The sequence below is a fragment of the Kitasatospora cinereorecta genome (genome assembly GCF_024172095.1).
Taxonomy (GTDB): Bacteria; Actinomycetota; Actinomycetes; order Streptomycetales; family Streptomycetaceae; genus Kitasatospora; species Kitasatospora cinereorecta.
Genome location: NZ_JAMZDX010000001.1, coordinates 1,288,807 through 1,308,784, shown reverse-complemented (window position 1 = coordinate 1,308,784; position 19,978 = coordinate 1,288,807). Strand labels below are relative to the sequence as shown.

The 19,978-nt window shown below is 72.0% G+C and carries 21 protein-coding genes; 10 read left to right on the top strand and 11 right to left on the bottom strand.

All coding sequences use genetic code 11. The annotated features are described in order from the left end of the window. Positions 1 to 76: 76 nt before the first annotated feature. From FHR36_RS05775 to FHR36_RS05765, 3 genes are all read left to right on the top strand, one after another. The gene (locus tag FHR36_RS05775; protein WP_253794298.1) at positions 77 to 994 is read left to right on the top strand and encodes an ABC transporter ATP-binding protein; all 918 of its coding nucleotides are present in this window, start codon (positions 77 to 79) and stop codon (positions 992 to 994) included. After that, positions 991 to 1,755, top strand: a complete 765-nt coding sequence (locus FHR36_RS05770) for an ABC transporter permease (RefSeq protein ID WP_253794297.1) — start codon at positions 991 to 993, stop codon at positions 1,753 to 1,755. Before FHR36_RS05775 ends, FHR36_RS05770 begins: the two co-directional genes overlap by 4 nt. Before the next feature lie 82 nt (positions 1,756 to 1,837). Beyond that, positions 1,838 to 2,806 carry a COX15/CtaA family protein gene (locus FHR36_RS05765; RefSeq protein ID WP_308199177.1) on the top strand — a complete coding sequence of 323 codons (969 nt, stop codon included), beginning with the start codon at positions 1,838 to 1,840 and terminating at the stop codon, positions 2,804 to 2,806. Between the two features lie 91 nt (positions 2,807 to 2,897). Here the strand turns inward: FHR36_RS05765 and FHR36_RS05760 are convergent, their stop codons facing one another. The 3 genes from FHR36_RS05760 to FHR36_RS05750 all read right to left on the bottom strand — a co-directional run bounded on the left by FHR36_RS05760 (position 2,898) and on the right by FHR36_RS05750 (position 4,014). Next, entirely contained in the window at positions 2,898 to 3,230 is a 333-nt protein-coding gene (locus tag FHR36_RS05760; RefSeq protein WP_253794294.1) for a hypothetical protein, read from the bottom strand. A gap of 68 nt (positions 3,231 to 3,298) precedes the next feature. After that, positions 3,299 to 3,499: a hypothetical protein gene (locus FHR36_RS05755; RefSeq protein ID WP_253794292.1), complete on the bottom strand. Its 201-nt coding sequence runs from the start codon at positions 3,497 to 3,499 to the stop codon at positions 3,299 to 3,301. Beyond that, positions 3,496 to 4,014 carry a carboxymuconolactone decarboxylase family protein gene (locus FHR36_RS05750; protein ID WP_253794291.1) on the bottom strand — a complete coding sequence of 173 codons (519 nt, stop codon included), beginning with the start codon at positions 4,012 to 4,014 and terminating at the stop codon, positions 3,496 to 3,498. Before FHR36_RS05750 ends, FHR36_RS05755 begins: the two co-directional genes overlap by 4 nt. 94 nt (positions 4,015 to 4,108) lie before the next feature. Here FHR36_RS05750 and FHR36_RS05745 point away from each other — a divergent pair, with 94 nt between their 5' ends. Beyond that, on the top strand, positions 4,109 to 4,663 hold the full coding sequence (locus FHR36_RS05745; protein ID WP_253794284.1) for a TetR/AcrR family transcriptional regulator: 555 nt from the start codon (positions 4,109 to 4,111) through the stop codon (positions 4,661 to 4,663). Between the two features lie 4 nt (positions 4,664 to 4,667). Beyond that, complete coding sequence (locus FHR36_RS05740; protein ID WP_253794283.1) at positions 4,668 to 5,309, top strand: DUF2461 domain-containing protein; 642 nt, start codon at positions 4,668 to 4,670, stop codon at positions 5,307 to 5,309. 7 nt (positions 5,310 to 5,316) lie between these two features. Here the strand turns inward: FHR36_RS05740 and FHR36_RS05735 are convergent, their stop codons facing one another. Continuing rightward, a complete protein-coding gene (locus FHR36_RS05735) occupies positions 5,317 to 6,258 on the bottom strand; it encodes a heme o synthase (protein WP_253794778.1) in 942 nt (313 codons plus the stop codon). Between the two features lie 414 nt (positions 6,259 to 6,672). On the opposite strand from FHR36_RS05735, the gene tkt reads away from it, so the two are divergent. From tkt to pgl, 5 genes are all read left to right on the top strand, one after another. After that, positions 6,673 to 8,769, top strand: a complete 2,097-nt coding sequence (gene tkt / locus FHR36_RS05730; RefSeq protein ID WP_253794281.1) for a transketolase — start codon at positions 6,673 to 6,675, stop codon at positions 8,767 to 8,769. A gap of 92 nt (positions 8,770 to 8,861) precedes the next feature. Further along, positions 8,862 to 9,974: a transaldolase gene (gene tal / locus FHR36_RS05725; RefSeq protein ID WP_253794280.1), complete on the top strand. Its 1,113-nt coding sequence runs from the start codon at positions 8,862 to 8,864 to the stop codon at positions 9,972 to 9,974. Between the two features lie 64 nt (positions 9,975 to 10,038). Continuing rightward, positions 10,039 to 11,583, top strand: a complete 1,545-nt coding sequence (zwf, locus tag FHR36_RS05720; protein WP_253794776.1) for a glucose-6-phosphate dehydrogenase — start codon at positions 10,039 to 10,041, stop codon at positions 11,581 to 11,583. Next, a complete protein-coding gene (opcA, locus tag FHR36_RS05715; protein WP_253794279.1) occupies positions 11,580 to 12,767 on the top strand; it encodes a glucose-6-phosphate dehydrogenase assembly protein OpcA in 1,188 nt (395 codons plus the stop codon). Before zwf ends, opcA begins: the two co-directional genes overlap by 4 nt. After that, positions 12,764 to 13,552: a 6-phosphogluconolactonase gene (gene pgl, locus FHR36_RS05710; protein ID WP_253794276.1), complete on the top strand. Its 789-nt coding sequence runs from the start codon at positions 12,764 to 12,766 to the stop codon at positions 13,550 to 13,552. The genes opcA and pgl overlap by 4 nt, the downstream gene beginning before the upstream one ends. 175 nt (positions 13,553 to 13,727) lie before the next feature. On the opposite strand, the gene FHR36_RS05705 is transcribed toward pgl, so the two are convergent. The 7 genes from FHR36_RS05705 to FHR36_RS05675 form a co-directional block, all read right to left on the bottom strand. Beyond that, on the bottom strand, positions 13,728 to 14,015 hold the full coding sequence (locus tag FHR36_RS05705) for an RNA polymerase-binding protein RbpA (RefSeq protein ID WP_253794774.1): 288 nt from the start codon (positions 14,013 to 14,015) through the stop codon (positions 13,728 to 13,730). Positions 14,016 to 14,200: 185 nt separating this feature from the next. Then, the gene (gene secG / locus FHR36_RS05700) at positions 14,201 to 14,437 is read right to left on the bottom strand and encodes a preprotein translocase subunit SecG (RefSeq protein ID WP_253794772.1); all 237 of its coding nucleotides are present in this window, start codon (positions 14,435 to 14,437) and stop codon (positions 14,201 to 14,203) included. 90 nt (positions 14,438 to 14,527) lie between these two features. Next, complete coding sequence (tpiA, locus tag FHR36_RS05695; protein ID WP_253794274.1) at positions 14,528 to 15,313, bottom strand: triose-phosphate isomerase; 786 nt, start codon at positions 15,311 to 15,313, stop codon at positions 14,528 to 14,530. A gap of 7 nt (positions 15,314 to 15,320) precedes the next feature. Beyond that, positions 15,321 to 16,526: a phosphoglycerate kinase gene (locus FHR36_RS05690; RefSeq protein WP_253794272.1), complete on the bottom strand. Its 1,206-nt coding sequence runs from the start codon at positions 16,524 to 16,526 to the stop codon at positions 15,321 to 15,323. Between the two features lie 150 nt (positions 16,527 to 16,676). Further along, a complete protein-coding gene (gene gap, locus FHR36_RS05685) occupies positions 16,677 to 17,681 on the bottom strand; it encodes a type I glyceraldehyde-3-phosphate dehydrogenase (protein ID WP_253794270.1) in 1,005 nt (334 codons plus the stop codon). 201 nt (positions 17,682 to 17,882) lie between these two features. Then, on the bottom strand, positions 17,883 to 18,863 hold the full coding sequence (gene whiA, locus FHR36_RS05680) for a DNA-binding protein WhiA (RefSeq protein ID WP_253794268.1): 981 nt from the start codon (positions 18,861 to 18,863) through the stop codon (positions 17,883 to 17,885). Then, entirely contained in the window at positions 18,854 to 19,909 is a 1,056-nt protein-coding gene (locus FHR36_RS05675) for a gluconeogenesis factor YvcK family protein (protein ID WP_380231682.1), read from the bottom strand. Before FHR36_RS05675 ends, whiA begins: the two co-directional genes overlap by 10 nt. Positions 19,910 to 19,978 lie beyond the last annotated feature (69 nt).

Genomic DNA, 19,978 nt, shown 5'->3' with positions numbered 1-19,978 from the left:
CACCTCACCGGTGGCTTCGATCACGCAGGCATGCCTTACCTGAAGCCCCGCGTGAACTGCTCCTACACTCGCCGGTATGCATGCAGACCCCGCCGTCGAGGTGACCGGACTGGTCAAGCGGTACGGCTCCAAGACCGCCGTGGACGGTCTCGACCTCACCATCGCGCGGGGCACCGTCACCGCCGTGCTCGGCCCCAACGGCGCCGGCAAGACCACCACCGTCGAGACCTGCGAGGGCTACCGCCGTCCGGACGCGGGCACCGTCCGGGTGCTCGGCCTCGACCCGGTCCGCCACGCCGCCGAGCTGCGGCCGCGGATCGGCGTGATGCTCCAGTCCGGGGGCGTGTACGCCGGCGCCCGCGCCGTCGAGATGCTGAAGCACACCGCCAAGCTCTACGCCGACCCGCTGGACGTCCCTTCGCTGGTCGAACGCCTGGGCCTGGACTCGTGCGGCCGCACCACCTACCGCCGCCTCTCCGGCGGGCAGCAGCAGCGCCTCGCCCTCGCGATGGCCGTGGTCGGCCGCCCCGAACTGGTCTTTCTGGACGAGCCCACCGCCGGCCTCGACCCGCAGGCCCGCCGCGCCACCTGGGACCTGATCGCCGACCTGCGCCGCGACGGCGTCACCGTGGTGCTCACCACCCACCACATGGACGAGGCCGAACACCTCGCCGACGACGTCGCGATCGTCGACCGCGGACGGGTGATCGCCCACGGCACCGTCGACGCCCTGCGCGGCACCGACTCCACCCTCCGCTTCGACGGCCCCGCCGGCCTCGACCTCGGCGAACTGCGCAAGGTCCTCCCCGACGGCGCCGCCGTCACCGAGCCCACCCCCGGCTCGTACCGCGTCGAGGCCGCCCTGGACGCCTCGCTGCTCGCCGCCGTCACCGGCTGGTGCGCGGGCGCCGGTGTGATGCCCGACAAGCTGGCCGTCCAGCGCCGCAGCCTGGAAGACGTCTTCCTCGACCTGACCGGACGGGAACTCCGATGACCGACTTCGCCCCCCGCCCCGGCGCCGCCCCGGTCGGCCGGATGCTCCTCGCGCAGACCGCGCTGGAGACCCGGATGCTGCTGCGCAACGGCGAACAGCTGCTGCTGACCGTGGTCATCCCGACCGTCCTGCTGGTGCTCTTCTCCACCGTCGACGTGGTCGCCGTGGACGGCCCCGGCAACCGGGTCGACTTCCTCGCCCCCGGACTGCTCGCCCTCGCCGTGATGTCCACCGCCTTCACCGGCCAGGCCATCGCCACCGGCTTCGAACGCCGCTACGGCGTGCTCAAGCGCCTCGGCGCGACCCCGCTGCCCCGCTGGACGCTGCTCACCGCCAAGACCGGCTGCGTCCTCGTCACCGAGGCCCTGCAGGTCGCCCTGCTCTCCGCCATCGCCCTGGCCCTCGGCTGGTCCCCGCACGGCAACCCGCTCGCCGTCGCCGCCCTCCTGGTGCTGGGCACCGCCGCCTTCTCCGGGCTCGGCCTGCTGATGGCCGGCACCCTGCGCGCCGAGGCGACGCTCGCCGCCGCCAACCTGGTCTTCATCCTGCTGCTGCTGGCCGGCGGGGTCGTCGTCCCGCTGTCGAAGTTCCCGGGGGCCGTACGGTCCGTGCTGGAGCTGCTGCCGATCAGCGCCCTGTCGGACGGCCTGCGGTCGGTCCTGCAGCACGGGGCCGGCGTGCCCTGGTCCGACCTCGGCATCCTCGCCGCCTGGGCCGTCCTCGGCCTCGCGGCGGCCGCCCGCTTCTTCCGCTGGGAGTAGGTGACGTCAACCGCGCCCCTGTGGTTGGCCTCACCAGCAGGCTTGACCTCGGCCGCACATAAGGCCCACCTACTATGGTCCGGTGATTTCCCCGTTCTCCCTCCTCGCCGACCGCTGGCACCCGACCGCCGCCCACGTCCGGCGGGCGGCGCTCGCCGCCCTGGTGATGAGTGTGGTGATCGTGGCGACCGGCGGCGCCGTCCGGCTGACCGCCTCCGGCCTCGGCTGCACCACCTGGCCGCGCTGCACCGCCGAGAGCCTGACCCCGACGCCCGCGATGGGCATCCACGGTGTCATCGAGTTCACCAACCGGATGCTCACCTACGTGCTCTGCGCGGCGGTCGGCTGGGCGATCCTGGCCGCCCGCGCCCACAAGCCGTGGCGGCGCTCGCTGACCCGGCTCGGCTGGGTGCAGTTCTGGCTGGTGATGAGCAACGCCGTGATCGGCGGCATCACCGTGCTGACCGGCCTCAACCCGTACGTCGTGGCGGTGCACATGGTGTCCGCGATGGCCCTGGTGTGGGTCGCGGTGCTGACGTGGGAGCGCTCGAAGGAGGGCGACGCCGCCCCGCGGCCGCTGGTTGCCGCGCCGATCGTCCGGCTCTCGTACGTGCTGGTCTCGGTGGTCGGCCTGCTGGTGGTGGCCGGCACCCTGGTCACCGGCGCGGGCCACCACCCGGGCGCCCCCGGCAAGGACGGCAAGCCGGTGTGGCGCATCCCGCTCGACTACGACCGGCTGGCGCAGGCCCATGCCGACCTGGTCTTCCTCTCGGTCGGCCTGACCCTGGCGGCGGTGCTGGTGTTCGCCGCCGTGAAGGCGCCGACGGCGGCCCGGGCGCGGGTCCGCGAGCTGCTGGTGCTGCTGCTGGCGCAGGGCGTGCTGGGGTTCGTCCAGTACTTCACGGACGCGCCGGAGGCGATGGTGCTGCTGCACATGACGGGCGCCGCGCTGATCTTCGGCGCGGCCGTGCGCATCCCGCTCGCGCTGCGCAGCCGTACCGCGGAGACCGTGGTGGACGTGCCCGCACCTGCGCAGCTCGCCAACCACTGAAAACCAGGGGCGCGGGGAACTGCGCGCCCAGCCATTCCCTCACGTAGAGCGATGGCTGGGCGCGCAGTTCCCCGCGCCCCTGTGGTTGACGTCAGATCTGGATGCCGGCCATGCGCTTCCACTCGTACGGACCGGTCTTCACCTTGAGGCCGAGCTCGCCCTCGAAGGAGTCGTGGACGGTCAGTCCGGCCAGCTGGGCGGCCCGCTGCCCGATGGCGTAGGTCGGGGCGACCTGGTCGCCCCAGGTGCCGTCGGCTCCGACCAGGACGATCCGGGTGGCGGTGCGGCCGACGTACTCGACGACGCCCTCCGCGCTGCCGCCGTGCTTGCTGGCGAAGCTGGTGATGTTCTTGGCGATGCGCTTGGCCCGGCGCTCGGCGCGGGCGTCCGGCGCGGCGGTGGTGGCGGTGTCTGCGCTGGTCATGTCCCGCATGCTACCGATCAGTAGTCCGGCTGGCGACGGCGGCACCGTGTGCAGCGGGCCACACCCGGCTACCCGTCGGTGCGGACCGACCGGACGGCCGGGGCGGAGAGCAGTTGCAGACCGTCCCGCCCGGGCACCCGGACGTTGAGGTAGCCGCCCTCGACCGCGAATTCGATGCCGGCCAGTCGCCGCACCTCCCTCCCCTCCCCGTCCAGCAGGGCGTAGCCGTCGACCAGCTCGATCGAGCCGGTGCGCCATTCGCGGGTCATGCCGCCACCTCCGGGAAGTCGAGTTCGGGCTGGGCCAGGTGGTTGAAGTAGTTGGACAGGGTGTTGAGCGCGACGTGCGCCACGATCTCGGCGAGTTCGGCGTCGCTCACGCCCGCCGCGCGGGCGTCGGTGAGCTCCCGGTCGCCGACCCGGCCGCGGTCGCGGACCACCGCGCGGGCGATCCGCAGCACCGCGTCGGCGTGCGGGTCGGCGTCGGAGGCTTCGCGGGTGCGGGCGAGCTCGTCGGGGGTCAGGCCCATCCGGGTCCCGCGCAGGGTGTGGGCGCTGACGCAGTAGGTGCAGGAGTTCTCCTGGGCGATCAGCAGGGCGAGCTGTTCGCGCAGCCGGGGGGTGAGTACGCCCCGGGTGAGGTGGTCGCGCATCGCGAGATAGCCGGCCAGGGCAGCCGGGCCGTTGGCGAGGGCGGCGTAGAGGTTGGGCACCCGGCCGAGTTGGCGGCGGGTCTCGTCGAGCAGGCCGGTGCTGTCCTCGGCGAGCTGTGGCAGGCGTGGCATGTCCCCTCCTGGAACGGTACTGGTCGGTTCCGTTGCTCGACAGACGGTACCGATCGGTTCCGTTCGGGTCAATGGCGGGCGTACGATGCGGGGCATGCCGACCCACGCCCGCGAGCGCCTGCTCGCCACCGCCGAGGAGCTCTTCTACGCCGAGGGCATCCGCGCCGTCGGCCTGGACCGGATTCTGAGCGTCTCCGGGGTCGGCCGGGCCTCCTTCTACCGGCACTTCCCCAGCAAGGACGACCTGGTGGTCGAGGTCCTGCGCGGGCGCGACCTGCGCTGGCGGGCGTGGCTGGACGAGCGGGTCACCGCCCTCGGCGGGCGGCCGCTGAACGTCTTCGACGCGCTGGCGGAGCGCTTCGCCCGGGCCGACTTCCGGGGCTGCGCCTTCATCAACACCATCGTGGAGACCGCCGACCCCGACTCCCCGGCGCACCGGGTGGCCGCCGAGCACAAGGCGGCGGTGACCGGGTACGTGGCGGGCCTGCTGGCCGAGGAGGGCCACCCGGACCCGGCGGGCACCGCCCGCGCGGTGGTGCTGCTGATGGACGGCGCGATCGTCACCGCGCTGCGCGAGGGCTCCGCCGCGCCCGCCGCGCTGGCGCGGACCGCGGCGTCGGCACTGCTGGACGCCGGACGCGTAGGCTGAGCCCGTGACCTTCCAAGGCTGGCCGGCCGAGGCGCTCGAGTTCTACGAGCACCTGGAGGCCGACAATTCCAAGAGCTTCTGGACCGACCACAAGGCCGTGTACGAGCACACCGTGCGCGAGCCGATGGCGGCGCTGCTGGACGAGCTGGAGCCGGAGTTCGGCCCGGCGAAGATCTTCCGGCCCAACCGCGACGTCCGGTTCAGTGCCGACAAGTCGCCGTACAAGACGCACATCGGGGCGCACTTCGACTCCGGCGGCTACGTCCAGCTCTCCGCGGAGGGGCTGGCCTGCGGCAACGGGATGTACCAGCTCGCGCCCGACCAGCTGGACCGCTACCGCACCGCGGTGGCCGGGGAGGTCACCGGCGCGGAGCTGGAGCGGGTGATCGCCCGGGTCCGCAAGGCCGGACCCGAGGTGGTCGGGCGGGACGCGCTGAAGACCGCGCCGCGCGGCTACGCCAAGGACCACCCGCGGATCGAGCTGCTGCGCTACAAGGGGCTGGTCGCCTGGCAGGAGTGGGAGCCGGCCGCGTGGCTGGGCACCCGCGAGGCGCGGAAGCGGATCAGCGGCTTCCTGCGCTCCTCGCAGCCGCTCAGGGACTGGCTGGACGGCCAGGTGGGGCCCAGTGAGCTCCCACCCCGGTAGGGCGGTCTCAGCCCACGAACGGGTCGATCGCGACGACCACCATGAGCAGCGTCAGGTAGCTGATCGACCAGTGGAACAGCCGCATCTCCTTGAGCTTCGCGCCGACGATCCCGGCCTTGGCCCGCGCCTGGAGCGCGTACGCCTCCTTCATCCAGAAGGCGCCCAGGACCGCCGCGACGGTCGGGTAGAGCCAGCTGGTGTGCCCGAGCGGCCACAGCAGCAGCGAGACACCGACCATGACCCAGGAGTAGACGACGATCTGCCGCGCGACGGCGACATTGCCCTTGACGACCGGGAGCATCGGCACCCCGGCCTTGGCGTAGTCCTCGCGCACCTTCATCGACAGCACCCAGGTGTGCGGGGGCGTCCAGAAGAAGACCACCAGGAAGAGCACCACGGCCGACCAGGACAGCGAGTCGGTGACGGCCGCCCAGCCCACGAAGACCGGCATGCAGCCGGCGATGCCGCCCCAGACGATGTTCTGCGCGGTGCGCCGCTTGAGGCCCATCGTGTAGACGAAGACGTAGAACAGCAGCGCGGCCAGCGCCAGCGCGGCGGAGAGCACGTTGACCAGCAGGGCCAGCCACAGCGTCGAGGCGACGGCCAGCGTGACGCCGAAGACCAGGGCCTCGCGCGGCGAGACCATGCCGGTGACGATGGGTCGGCGCTCGGTGCGCGACATCACGGCGTCGATGTCGCGGTCGATGTACATGTTCAGCGCGTTGGCACCGCCGGCCGAGAGGTAGCCGCCGACGACGACCGCGGCGACCAGCCACAGGTCCGGCACTCCGCGCTGCGCCAGGAACATCACCGGCACGGTGGAGATCAGCAGCAGCTCGATGATCCGCGGCTTGGTCAGTGCGACGAAGGCTCCGACACGGGCCCCGAACGGCCGGCTCGTGGGCCTCGTCCCTACCACCCCGGCGGGGCGGGATTCGACGGCGGTCACGGACACCCCAACATTCGACGAACTTCCACAGGCGACCCCCGGACCGCAAGGGTGCCCGTGTCCGCTCTGCGCGTACCACGGCAGCTTAGACGCTCCATATATGCGCACCGGCCCCGGGGTGCCCCGGGCGAGCCGCGTCCTCGCCCGTCTTGCCCCTCGGACGGGCAAACCCTCCTCACCCGGGTGAAGGTAGGACAGAGGAGTTGACACAGTGAGCAGGAATGCCGCCCCCGGATCGCCGGTTGTCCCACCACGCAGGGTGAGGGGCCCCGTGGGCGGTAGGCTCGCACAGAGAAGCGGGATCAACCCTCCGTGATCGGCACCATCTCGACAGTCGGGCCACAGCGGCGTGGCCGGCCCGGTCCGTGTCACGGGGTCACACTTCACAAAATTCGGAAGGAGCCCTGAGTCAGGGTGAGCACGACGCCGAACGTATTCGAGTGGAGCGATCTGGACCAGCGGGCCGTGGACACGGCGCGGGTCCTGGCCATGGACGCCGTGCAGAAGGTGGGCAACGGGCACCCGGGCACCGCCATGTCGCTGGCCCCCGCCGCCTATCTGATCTTCCAGCGCTTCCTGCGCCACGACCCCACCGACCCGAGCTGGGTCGGCCGGGACCGCTTCGTCCTCTCCCCCGGCCACACCTCGCTGACGCTGTACACCCAGCTCTTCCTGTCGGGCTACGGCCTGTCGCTGGACGACCTGAAGGCGTTCCGCGTCGCGGGCAGCCGCACCCCCGGCCACCCCGAGCACGGCCACACCGCCGGCGTGGAGACCACCACCGGCCCGCTCGGCCAGGGCATCGCCAACGCGGTGGGCATGGCGATGGCGGCCCGCTACGAGCGCGGCCTGTTCGACCCCCGGGCGGCGGCGGGCGAGTCCCCGTTCGACCACACCGTCTGGGCGATCGTCTCCGACGGCGACCTGGAGGAGGGCATCTCCGCCGAGGCGTCCTCGCTGGCCGGCCACCAGAAGCTGGGCAACCTGGTCGCGCTGTACGACGACAACCACATCTCCATCGAGGGCGACACCGAGACGGCCTTCTCCGAGGACGTCCTGGGCCGCTACGAGGCGTACGGCTGGCACGTGCAGCGGGTCACCCCGAAGGCCGACGGCGACATCGACGTGCACGCCCTGGCCACCGCGCTGGCCGCGGCCAAGGCGGAGACCTCCCGCCCGTCGATCATCGCGATGCGCACCATCATCGCCTGGCCGGCCCCGAACGCCCAGGACACCGCCAAGGCGCACGGCTCGGCCCTCGGCGACGCCGAGATCGCCGAGACCAAGAAGGTGCTCGGCTTCGACCCGGCCAAGACCTTCGAGGTCACCGAGACGGTCATCGACCACGCCCGCAAGGTGGTGGCCCGCAACAAGGCCGTCCGCGAGGAGTGGGAGAAGGCGTTCCACGCCTGGCACGCCGCCAACCCGGAGCGCGCCGCCTCGTTCGACCGGATCTCCATCGGCGAGCTGCCGGACGGCTGGGAGAAGGCGATCCCGGTCTTCCCGGCCGGCAAGGACGTCGCCACCCGCAAGGCCTCCGGCGACACCCTCAAGGCGATCGGCGCACTGATCCCCGAGCTGTGGGGCGGCTCCGCCGACCTGGCCGAGTCCAACCTCACCACCATCGACGAGGAGTCCTCCTTCCTTCCGGAGGGCAACCCGCTCAAGAGCGCGAGCCCGTACGGCCGGACGATCCACTTCGGCATCCGCGAGCACGCCATGGGCGCGATCATGAACGGCATCGCGCTGCACGGCCGTACCCGTATCTACGGCGGCACCTTCCTGGTCTTCTCCGACTACATGCGCCCGGCGGTCCGCCTGGCCGCGCTGATGAAGCTGCCGGTCACCTACGTCTGGACGCACGACTCGATCGGCCTCGGCGAGGACGGCCCGACCCACCAGCCGGTGGAGCACCTGGCCGCGCTGCGCGCCATCCCGGGCCTGGCCGTGGTCCGCCCGGCCGACGCCAACGAGACCGCCGTGGTCTGGCGCGCCGTGGTCGAGCGGCACACCAGCCACCCCGGCCCGGTCGGCCTGGCGCTCACCCGCCAGGGCGTGCCCACCTTCGACCGCGAGGTGTTCGCCTCCGCCGAGGGCGCGGCCCGGGGCGGCTACGTGCTGGCCGAGGCCGAGGGCGCGTCGCCGAAGGTGATCCTGATCGGCACCGGCTCCGAGGTCCAGCTGGCCGTCCAGGCCCGCGAGGCCCTGGAGGCCGAGGGCATCCCGACCCGGGTCGTCTCGATGCCGTCCGTCGAGTGGTTCAACGAGCAGGACCAGGCGTACCGCGACACCGTGCTGCCGCCGAACGTCCGGGCCCGCGTCTCGGTCGAGGCGGGCATCGCCCAGGGCTGGCGCGAGCTGGTCGGCGACGCCGGCCGGATCATCAGCCTGGAGCACTTCGGTGCCTCCGCCGACTACAAGGTGCTGTACCAGGAGTTCGGCCTGACCGCCGACGCCGTGGCCAACGCCGCCCGCGCCTCGCTCCGCACGGTCGAGGCCGTCTCCCGCTAAGGCACCCCGGGCCGGGCAGCCGACCGCACATCGGCCGCCCGGCCCTGTCTGACGACCCCACAGCAGACGTACAAAAAAGAGGATGTAGCACCATGACTGACGCTCTGAAGCGCCTCAGCGACGAGGGCGTGGCGATCTGGCTGGACGACCTGAGCCGGGAGCGACTGAACTCCGGCAACCTGGCCGAGCTGGTGCAGGAGAAGCACGTGGTGGGTGTCACCACCAACCCGACCATCTTCCAGAAGGCGATCGGCGGCAACGGCCACTACGCCGGCCAGCTGGAGGACCTGGCGGTCCGCAAGGTCACCACCGACGAGGCCGTCCGCATGATCACCACCTCGGACGTGCGCGACGCGGCCGACGTGCTGCGCCCGGTCTACGACGCCTCCAACGGCCGCGACGGCCGGGTCTCCATCGAGGTCGACCCGCGCCTGGCCCACGAGACCGCGCCGACCGTGGCCGAGGCCAAGCAGCTCTGGTGGCTGGTCGACCGCCCGAACGTGTTCATCAAGATCCCGGCGACCAGGGCCGGCCTGCCCGCCATCACCGAGGTGCTGGGCAAGGGCATCAGCGTCAACGTCACGCTGATCTTCTCGCTGGAGCGCTACCGCGCCGTGATGGACGCCTTCCTGAGCGGCCTGGAGAAGGCCAAGGCCGCCGGCCTGGACCTGTCCACCATCGAGTCGGTCGCCTCCTTCTTCGTGTCCCGGGTGGACACCGAGATCGACAAGCGCCTGGACAAGATCGGCGGCGAGGCCAAGCAGCTCAAGGGCAAGGCCGCGCTCGCCAACGCCCGCCTGGCCTACCAGGCGTACGAGGAGGTCTTCTCCAGCGACCGCTGGAAGGCCCTGGAGTCCGCCGGCGCCAAGCCGCAGCGCCCGCTGTGGGCCTCCACCGGCGTCAAGGACCCGAACCTGCCGGACACCCTGTACGTGACCGAGCTGGTCGCCCCGGGCACCGTCAACACCATGCCCGAGGCCACCCTGGACGCCACCGACGACCACGGCGTGATCACCGGCGACACCATCACCCCGAACTACGCGGACGCGAAGGCCGTCCTGGACGCGATCGGCGCGGCCGGGGTCGACTACGACGACGTCGTCCAGGTGCTCGAGGACGAGGGTGTCGAGAAGTTCGAGGTCTCCTGGAACGAGCTGCTCGACACCGTCAGCGCCTCGCTCGCCGCGCACGGCGGCCAGAGCTGATCCTGCTCACGAATCGACGCACGGAAAGCGGAGCACACCACCAGTGAGCAACTCCTTCCCCGAGGTGGAGCAGGGCGAACCCCCGGCTCCGCCCGCCAACCCGCTGCGCGATCCGGCCGACCGCCGACTGCCGAGGATCGCCGGGCCGTCCGGCCTGGTGATCTTCGGCGTCACCGGCGACCTGTCGCGCAAGAAGCTGATGCCGGCCATCTACGACCTGGCCAACCGGGGTCTGCTGCCCCCGGGCTTCTCGCTGGTGGGCTTCGCCCGCCGCGAGTGGGAGGACGAGGACTTCGCCAAGGAGGTCCACGACGCCGTCAAGCAGCACGCCCGCACGCCGTTCCGTGAGGAGGTCTGGGCGCAGCTCGCCAAGGGCATGCGCTTCATCCAGGGCACCTTCGACGACGACGACGCCTTCGACAAGCTCCGCTCCACCATCGAGGAGCTGGACAAGGCCCAGGGCACCGGCGGCAACTTCGCCTTCTACCTGTCGGTGCCGCCGAAGTTCTTCCCCACGGTCGTCCAGCAGCTCAAGAAGCACGGGCTGACCGACCCGCCGAAGGGCTCCTGGCGCCGCGCGGTGATCGAGAAGCCGTTCGGCCACGACCTGGCGAGCGCCCAGGAGCTGAACCGGATCGTCCACGAGGTCTTCCCCCGGGACGAGGTCTTCCGGATCGACCACTACCTCGGCAAGGAGACCGTCCAGAACATCCTGGCGCTCCGCTTCGCCAACCAGATGTTCGAGCCGATCTGGAACCGGTCGTACGTCGACCACGTGCAGATCACCATGGCCGAGGACATCGGCATCGGCGGCCGGGCCGGGTACTACGACGGCATCGGCTCCGCCCGTGACGTGATCCAGAACCACCTGCTGCAGCTGATGGCGCTCACCGCCATCGAAGAGCCGGCGTCCTTCCACCCCAAGGCGCTGGTCGCCGAGAAGCTCAAGGTGCTCTCGGCCGTCAAGCTCCCCGCGGACCTCGGCCGGCACACCGTGCGCGGCCAGTACGCGGCCGGCTGGCAGGGCGGCGAGGAGGTGGTCGGCTACCTGGACGAGGAGGGCATCAACCCCGAGTCCAAGACCGACACCTACGCGGCCATCAAGCTGGAGATCAACAACCGCCGCTGGGCAGGCGTCCCGTTCTACCTGCGCACCGGCAAGCGCCTGGGCCGCCGGGTGACCGAGATCGCGGTGGTCTTCCAGCGCGCCCCGTACCTGCCGTTCGACTCCTACGCGACCGAGGAGCTGGGGCAGAACGCCCTGGTCATCCGGGTGCAGCCGGACGAGGGCGTCACCGTGCGGTTCGGCTCCAAGGTGCCCGGCACCGCACTGGAGGTCCGGGACGTGACGATGGACTTCGCCTACGGCGAGTCCTTCACCGAGTCCAGCCCGGAGGCGTACGAGCGGCTCATCCTCGACGTGCTGCTGGGCGACGCCAACCTCTTCCCGCGCCACCAGGAGGTCGAGCTCTCCTGGGAGATCCTCGACCCGATCGAGCAGTACTGGGACACCCACGGCAAGCCCGCCCAGTACGCGGCCGGCACCTGGGGGCCCATCGAGGCGGACGAGATGCTCGCACGAGACGGCAGGAGCTGGCGCCGGCCATGAAGATCGACCTGACGAACACCACGTCCAGCAAGATCAACGCTGCTCTGATGAACGCCCGCCGGGCCGCCGGTTCCACGGCGGCCGGCATGGTGCTCACCCTGGTGATCGTGACCGACGAGGGCAGCGCGTACGACGCCCTCAAGGCCGCCAACGACGCCTCCCGCGAGCACCCCTCGCGCATCCTGGCGGTCATCAAGCGCGCCGGGCGCTCGCCCCGGGCCCGCGCCGAGACCCGGCTGGACGCCGAGATCCTGGTCGGATCCGACGCCGGCTCCGGCGAAACGGTCATCCTGCGCATGCACGGCGAGCTCGCCTCGCACGCCCAGTCGGTCGTCCTGCCGCTGCTGCTGCCGGACGCCCCCGTGGTGGTGTGGTGGCCGGAGAACGCCCCGCTCAACCCCGGCCAGGACCCGCTCGGCGCCATCGCCCAGCGCCGGATCACCGACGCGGTCACCGCCGAGTCCCCGGTCGGCCAGCTCGCCCAGCGGGCCGCCAGCTACACCCCCGGCGACACCGACCTCGCCTGGACCCGGATCACCGGCTGGCGCTCCATGCTGGCCGCCGCCCTGGACCAGCGACCGGTCAAGGTCATCGGCGCGGTCGTCGAGGGCGAGTCGTACAACCCCAGCGTCGAGCTGCTCGGCCTGTGGCTGCACAACCGCCTGCGCGTCCCGGTCGAGCGCGTGGTCACCGGCGGCCCCGGCATCACCGCCGTCCGGATGCGCACCAAGGACGGCGACATCGTCCTCGACCGCCCGGACGGCCTGCTGGGCACCCTGTCCATGCCGGGCTCCCCGGACCGGATGGTCGCCCTCAAGCGCCGCGACACCGCCGAGCTCATCTCGGAGGAGCTGCGCCGCCTGGACCCGGACGACATCTACGCCAACGCCGTCCGCACCCCGGTCGAGCGGCTCAAGGAGCGCCCGGCGGGCGAGCCGGACACCGGCGCCGTCGCCGCGGCGGCCGCCGCCCCGGCGCGGGTCACCGCCAAGGTGCCGGCCGACGAGGCCCCGGCCGACGCCGCGCCGGCACCGGCTCCCGCTGCCGAAGCCCCGGCCGAGCCGGCCAAGGCCGCGTCCGGCAAGTCGGCGGCGGCCAGGACCGCCACGGCGAAGAAGGACTCCGGCGCCAAGAAGCCCGCCGCCCGCAAGAACGCCGCCCCGCGCAAGCGGAGCGGCGCATGACCGCGGCCACCCCGCAGCTGGTCGTCCACCGGGACAAGGAACTGATGGCCCAGGCGGCCGCCGCCCGGCTCATCACCCGGATCGTGGACGCCCAGTCCGCCCGCGGCACCGCCTCGGTGGTGCTCACCGGCGGCCGCAACGGCAACGCCCTGCTGGCCGCGATCGCCGCCTCCCCGGCGCGCGACGCGGTCGACTGGGCGCGGCTCGACCTGTGGTGGGGCGACGAGCGCTTCCTGCCCGCCGCGGACGGCGAGCGCAACGCCGTCCAGGCGCGGGACGAACTGCTCGCCGCGGTGCCGCTCGACCCCGCCCGGGTGCACGAGATGCCGGCCTCCGACGGCCCGGACGGCTCCGACGTGGAGGCCGCTGCGGCCCGCTACGCCGAGGAGCTGGCCAGGGCCGCCGAGCCCGGTGCCCGGGTCCGGGTGCCCGCGTTCGACGTCCTGCTGCTCGGCGTCGGCCCGGACACCCACATCGCCTCGCTCTTCCCCGAGCACCCCGGCGTCCGGGAGACCGAGCGCACCGTGGTCGGTGTCCGCGGGGCCCCCAAGCCCCCGCCCACCCGGATCTCGCTCACCCTCCCGGCGATCCGGGCGGCCCGCGAGGTCTGGCTGCTCGCCGCCGGCGAGGACAAGGCCGACGCGGTCGCCCTGGCCCTCAGCGGCCCGGGCGCCCTGCTGGCCCCCGCCTCCGCCGCCCACGGCACCGCCCGGACCCTCTGGCTCCTCGACCGGACCGCGGCGGCCAAGATCCCGCCGCAGCTCTACCCCCCGGCGTCTGCCTGAGCGCACCACCGAAACGGCCCGGTTCCGCCCTGCGGAGCCGGGCCGTTCCGCTGCACCGGGTACAGGTGACCGGCCGTCACCTCCGCACGGACCGCCCTGGGCGGAGGGGGCATCGGGCCCCGGATGCGCCGAAGGGCGCCACCGGGTGACCGGTGACGCCCTTCGGACGGAGTGCTCAGATCTCGCCGCGGAGCTTGGCGAGAGCCTCGGCGAGGATGGCCTCGCCGTCGGCGTCGGTGCGCCGCTCGCGGACGTACGCGAGGTGCGTCTTGTACGGCTCGTTGCGGGCCGGGGCGGGCGGGTTGTGCTCGTCCTGGCCGGCCGGGAAGCCGCAGCGCGGGCAGTCCCAGGTGTCGGGGATCGCCGCCTCGGCGGCGAAGCTGGGGCGCGTCTCGTGCTTGTTCGCGCACCAGAAGGAGATCCGGGTGCGGGGCGCGGACTCGCCACGCTCCGCCTCGCCCATCGGGCCGGCGCCGACTCTGCTGCCTCGAATGGCGTTGCCACTTGCCACGGTCTGACTCCCTGGGTGCTGGTGCCGTCCGGCCGCGGCCTGCTCCGGACGGTGGCGAAGTCCACCTAGTGTAAGCGGGAGTTAAGAATCTGCCACCACCGCCTCGGCAGCGGCCCGGCACCCCCCGCGTTCGGGCGTCAGCCCTTGTACTTGAGCAGCAGGCCGAGGACGACGATGCAGGCGAACCAACCGAGGCCGATCACGATGGTGATGCGGTCGAGGTTGCGCTCGGCCACCGCGGAACCGCCGCCGGTGGACATGGCGCCGCCGCCGAACATGTCGGACAGGCCGCCACCCTTCCCCTTGTGCAGCAGCACCAGGAGGATCAGCAGCAGGCTCAGGATGATCAGGGCAATCGAGAACCCGAGAACCACGGCGGGACCAACTCTCTCGTTCATTCGGCGAAGGGGCCGGCCGCTGGGTGACAGCGGTCCGGCCCCAAAGCCTACGTTGCTGCGGCGGCGTTAGCCTACTGCCTGCTCACGGTAGCGCACGATCTTGACGAACTCGTCGGCGTCCAGGGAGGCACCGCCGATCAGCCCGCCGTCGATGTCGGGCTTGGCCATCAGGCCGGCCACGTTGGAGGCCTTCATCGAACCGCCGTACAGGACACGGACCTTCTCGGCCAGCTCGGGGCCGTACAGCTCGGCCAGGCGGCCGCGGATGGCCCCGCAGACCTCCTGGGCGTCCTCGGGGGTGGCGACCTCGCCGGTGCCGATGGCCCAGACCGGCTCGTAGGCGACGACCACGGACTCGGCCTGCTCGGCCGGGACGTCGGCCAGGCCGCCGTCCAGCTGGGCCAGGGTGTACGCGACGTGGGTGCCGGCCTTGCGGATGTCCAGCGGCTCGCCGATGCACAGGATCGGGGTGACCCCGCTGCGGTAGGCAGCCTTGACCTTGGCGTTGACGATCTCCTCGTCCTCGCCGTGGTACTGGCGGCGCTCGGAGTGGCCGATCACCGCGTAGTCGCACTTGAGCTTGGCCAGCATCGGGCCGGACACCTCGCCGGTGTACGCGCCCGAGTCGTGCCGGGAGATGTCCTGCGAGCCGTACTTGATCTTCAGCTTGTCGCCGTCGACCAGGGTCTGCACCGAGCGCAGGTCGGTGAACGGGACCAGTACGGCCACCTCGACGGCCGCGTAGTCCTTGTCGGCCAGCGCGAAGGCCAGCTTCTGGGTGTGGGCGATGGCCTCGAGGTGGTTGAGGTTCATCTTCCAGTTGCCCGCCATCAGCGGGAGACGCTCAGTCATCGTGCCTTCAGCCTTCCAGGGCGGCGAGACCGGGGAGCGTCTTGCCCTCCAGGTACTCGAGGCTCGCGCCACCGCCGGTCGAGATGTGTCCGAACTTCGTCTCGTCGAAGCCCAGGATGCGGACGGCCGCGGCGGAGTCGCCGCCGCCGACCACGGTGAACGCGTCGCTCTCCAGCAGCGCCTGCGCGACGGCCTTGGTGCCCTCGGCGAAGGCGGGGTGCTCGAAGACGCCCACCGGGCCGTTCCAGAAGACGGTGGCCGCGTCGGCGATCTTCTCGGCGAACAGCGCCCGGGTCTTCGGGCCGATGTCCAGGCCCTCCTTGTCGGCCGGGATGGCGTCCGCGTCGACGACCTCGAAGTCCTCGACCGGGGCCTTGGTCTTGAGGTCCGGGAAGGACGCCGAGATCGCGACGTCCACCGGGATCACGAACTCGACCCCGTTGGCCTTGCCGCGCTCCAGGTACTCCAGGACCGTCGGGATCTGGTCCTTCTGCAGCAGCGAGATGCCGACCTCGTGGCCCAGGGCCGCGAGGAAGGTGTACGCCATGCCGCCGCCGATCAGGATCCGGTCGGCCTTGCCCAGCAGGTTGTCGATCACGCCGACCTTGTCGGAGACCTTGGAGCCGCCGAGCACCACCACGTACGGGCGGGCGACCTCCTCGGTGAGGCGCTTGAGCACGCCCACCTCGGTGGCGATCAGGTCGCCGACCGCGTGCGGCAGGCGGGCCGGAAGGTCGTACACCGAGGCGTGCTTGCGGTGCACCGCACCGAAGCCGTCGCCGACGTAGAGGTCGGCCAGGGCGGCCAACTCGTCGGCGAAGGCGCCGCGCTCGGCATCGTCCTTGCTGGTCTCGCCGGCGTTGAAGCGCAGGTTCTCGAGCAGCGTGACCTCGCCGTCGCCGAGGGCGGCGACGGTGGCCTTCGCGCTCTCACCGACGGTGTCGGTCGCGAACGCGACCGGGGCGCCGAGGATCTCACCGAGGCGGACGGCGACCGGGGCGAGGGAGAACTGCGGGTCCGGCTCGCCCTTCGGGCGGCCCAGGTGCGAGGCGACGACCACGCGGGCGCCCCGCGCGAGCAGCTTGGCGATGGTCGGCGCGACGGCGCGGATCCGGCCGTCGTCGGTGATGGTGGCGCCGGAGAGCGGCACGTTGAGGTCGGCGCGGACGAACACCCGCTTGCCGGTGACCTCGAGGTCTTCGATCGTCTTCACGGTGAGCACATTCTCCTGGGGAGATGAAGAGGGTGATGGCACAGTAACCCGGCCATCGAGGCGAGTGAGGGTGCGTACACAGAGGAGGGGCCCGGCGGCTCAGTCGCCGTCCGGGCCCCACCCCTTACATCACGTCAGATCCGCCGAGGGTCAGAGCTGGCCACCGACGAGGGAGGTCAGGTTGACCAGACGGTTCGAGTAGCCCCACTCGTTGTCGTACCAGCCGAGCACCTTGACCTGGTTGCCCTGGACCATGGTGAGCTGGGCGTCGAAGATGCAGGACGCCGGGTCGTTGACGATGTCCGAGGAGACGATCGGGTCCTCGGTGTAGGCCAGGATGCCCTTGAGGGGACCCTCCGCGGCCTTCTGGAAGGCCGCGTTGACCTCGTCCTTGGTGACCTCGCGCTCGAGGGTGACCACCAGGTCGGTGATCGAGCCGGTCGGCACCGGGACGCGCAGCGAGGTGCCGTCCAGCTTGCCCTTCAGCTCCGGCAGGACCAGGGCGGTGGCCTTGGCGGCACCCGTCGAGGTCGGGATGATGTTCTGCGACGCGGCACGGGCGCGGCGCAGGTCCTTGTGCGGGAAGTCCAGGGTGACCTGGTCGTTGGTGAACGCGTGCACCGTGGTCATCAGGCCCTTGACGATGCCGAAGCTCTCGTTCAGCACCTTGGCCATCGGGGCCACGCAGTTGGTGGTGCAGGACGCGTTGGAGATGACCGCGTGGTTGGCGGCGTCGTACTTGTCGTCGTTGACGCCCATCACGATGGTGACGTCCTCGTCCGTGGCGGGCGCCGAGATGATGACCTTCTTGGCGCCGGCGGCGAGGTGCTTCTTGGCCTGGTCGGCCTTGGTGAAGATGCCGGTGGACTCGACGACGATGTCGGCGCCCAGTTCGGCCCAGGGGAGGTTGGCGGGGTCGCGCTCGGCGGTGACCTTGAAGGTCTTGCCGTCGACCGTGATGCTGTCCTCGGTGTGCGAGACGGTGCCCGGGAAGGTGCCGAGGGTGGTGTCGTACTTGAGCAGGTGAGCGAGGGTCTTGGTGTCGGTGAGGTCGTTGACACCGACGATCTCGATGTCCGCGCCCTGGGACTTGACCGCGCGGAAGAAGTTACGGCCGATGCGGCCGAACCCGTTGATGCCTACCCGGATCGTCACGAACCGATCTCCTCTGAGGTACGCCGGCAAGTCGCCGACGGGGGTGAATTTGGGTTGTCCCCGACCACCACTGACCCTACCTCGCCCGGCGCCGCATGGGCACATCGCGTGGCCGAGGGGCGAGACGGGCGCACGAAGCACCAAGGGCGCACCCGGCCTGGTCACGGCCGGATGCGCCCCTGGTTATGAGACGGCTCGAAATCAGCTGAGTGCCATCTCCTCCGTCAGATTGGCCTCGGTGTTGGGCAGGCCGAGTTCGGCGGCGCGCTTGTCGGCCATCGCGAGGAGGCGGCGGATCCTACCGGCCACCGCGTCCTTGGTGAGCGGCGGGTCGGCGAGTGCGCCCAGCTCCTCCAGCGAGGCCTGCTTGTGCTGCATCCGCAACTGCCCTGCGGCGGCGAGGTGCTCGGGCACCTCCTCGCCCAGGATCTCCAGCGCGCGCTGCACCCGGGCGCCGGCGGCGACCGCCGCGCGGGCCGAGCGGCGGAGGTTGGCGTCGTCGAAGTTGGCCAGCCGGTTGGCGGTGGCCCGCACCTCGCGGCGCATCCGGCGCTCCTCCCAGGCGAGCACCGACTCGTGCGCGCCGAGGCGGGTCAACAGCGCGCCGATCGCGTCACCGTCCCGGATGACCACCCGGTCGACGCCGCGCACCTCGCGCGCCTTGGCCGGGATCCCGAGCCGCCGGGCCGCACCGACCAGGGCCAGTGCCGCCTCCGAGCCGGGGCAGGTGATCTCCAGGGAGGAGGACCGGCCGGGCTCGGTCAGCGAGCCGTGGGCCAGGAAGGCCCCGCGCCAGGCCGCCTCGGCGTCGCAGGTCGCGCCCGAGACCACCGCCGGGGGGAGCCCCCGGATCGGGCGTCCGCGCCCGTCCACCAGCCCGGTCTGCCGGGCCAGCAGTTCGCCGTCCTTCACCACCCGCACCACGTACCGGCTGCCGCGTCGCAGCCCGCCGGGGGCCATCACCACCAGATCCGAGGAGTGTCCGAAGATCTCCAGGAGGTCCTTGCGCAGCCGCCGTGCCGCAATGCCGGTGTCCAGCTCCGCCTCGATCACGATGCGGCCGCTCACGATGTGCAGTCCGCCCGCGAAACGCAGGATCGCCGAGACCTCCGCCTTGCGGCAGCAGGCACGGGTGACGGGGAGCCGGGAGATTTCGTCCTTGACCGCTGCCGTCATCGCCATGGGCCGATCCTTCCATGAGTCCGGAAAATCCGGTCGTACGCCGCCGCCAAGAGCTCCGGGTCGTGTCGCGGCGTGCCGTCGGCGCGGGCCACCCGGCCGAGGACGAGCGACGCGCCCATCCGCTCCGCGGCCTTCTCCAGGCCGGTGAGGTCGGAGACGCCGAAGGCGCCGCCGGTGACGGCTCGCTCATCAACCAGGATCGCATCCACCTCGAGGTCCGGGGCGTGGTCGGCGATCACGTCCAGGTGGCGCTGCGGGGTGAAACCCTCGGTCTCGCCCGGCTGCGGGGCCAGGTTCAGGGTGAGCAGCCGGCGGGCGCGGGTCTCGGTGAGGGCCTTGGCCAGCTCGGGGACCAGCAGGTGGGGCAGCACGCTGGTGAACCAGGAACCCGGGCCGAGTACCACCCAGTCCGCCTCCAGGACGGCCTGGACCGCCTCCGGGACGGCCGGCGGCTCGTCCGGCAGCAGCCGCACCGACTCGACCGTGCCCGGGGTGACCGCGACGTCGGCCTGCCCGCGCACCGCGGTGACCTCGGTCGGCCGCTCCGGGTCGTGGCCGCGGACCTTGGCCTCGATGTCGAGCGGGACGGCCGACATCGGCAGCACCCGCCCCTGGACGTTGAGCAGCCGGCCGACCCAGTTCAGTGCCTCGACCGGGTCGCCGAGCTTCTCCCACAGGGCGACGATCAGCAGGTTGCCGACCGCGTGGCCGCCGAGCTCCCCGGTGCCGGTGAAGCGCTGCTGCAGCACCTCGGACCAGGTGCGGCCCCACTCGTCGTCGCCGCACAGCGCGGCCAGGGCCTTGCGCAGGTCGCCGGGCGGCAGCACGCCGAGTTCGGCGCGCAGCCGGCCGCTGGAGCCGCCGTCGTCGGCCACCGTGACCACGGCGGTCAGCTCGGTGGTCAGCCGGCGCAGCGCCGACAGCGAGGCGGACAGCCCCTGCCCGCCGCCGAGCGCGGCGATCCGCGGCGCACCGGGTCGGTTCCGTTGCTGGGCTCGCTCGGCAGGCCGGTGCTGCAGTTGGCGCGCTGGCGAGTATCCCGTCACACCGACCCCATGTTCCTGTCTCGTGCCTGTGGCGACGGGCGGGGCGATGCTGTCACACTGCCCGGCCGG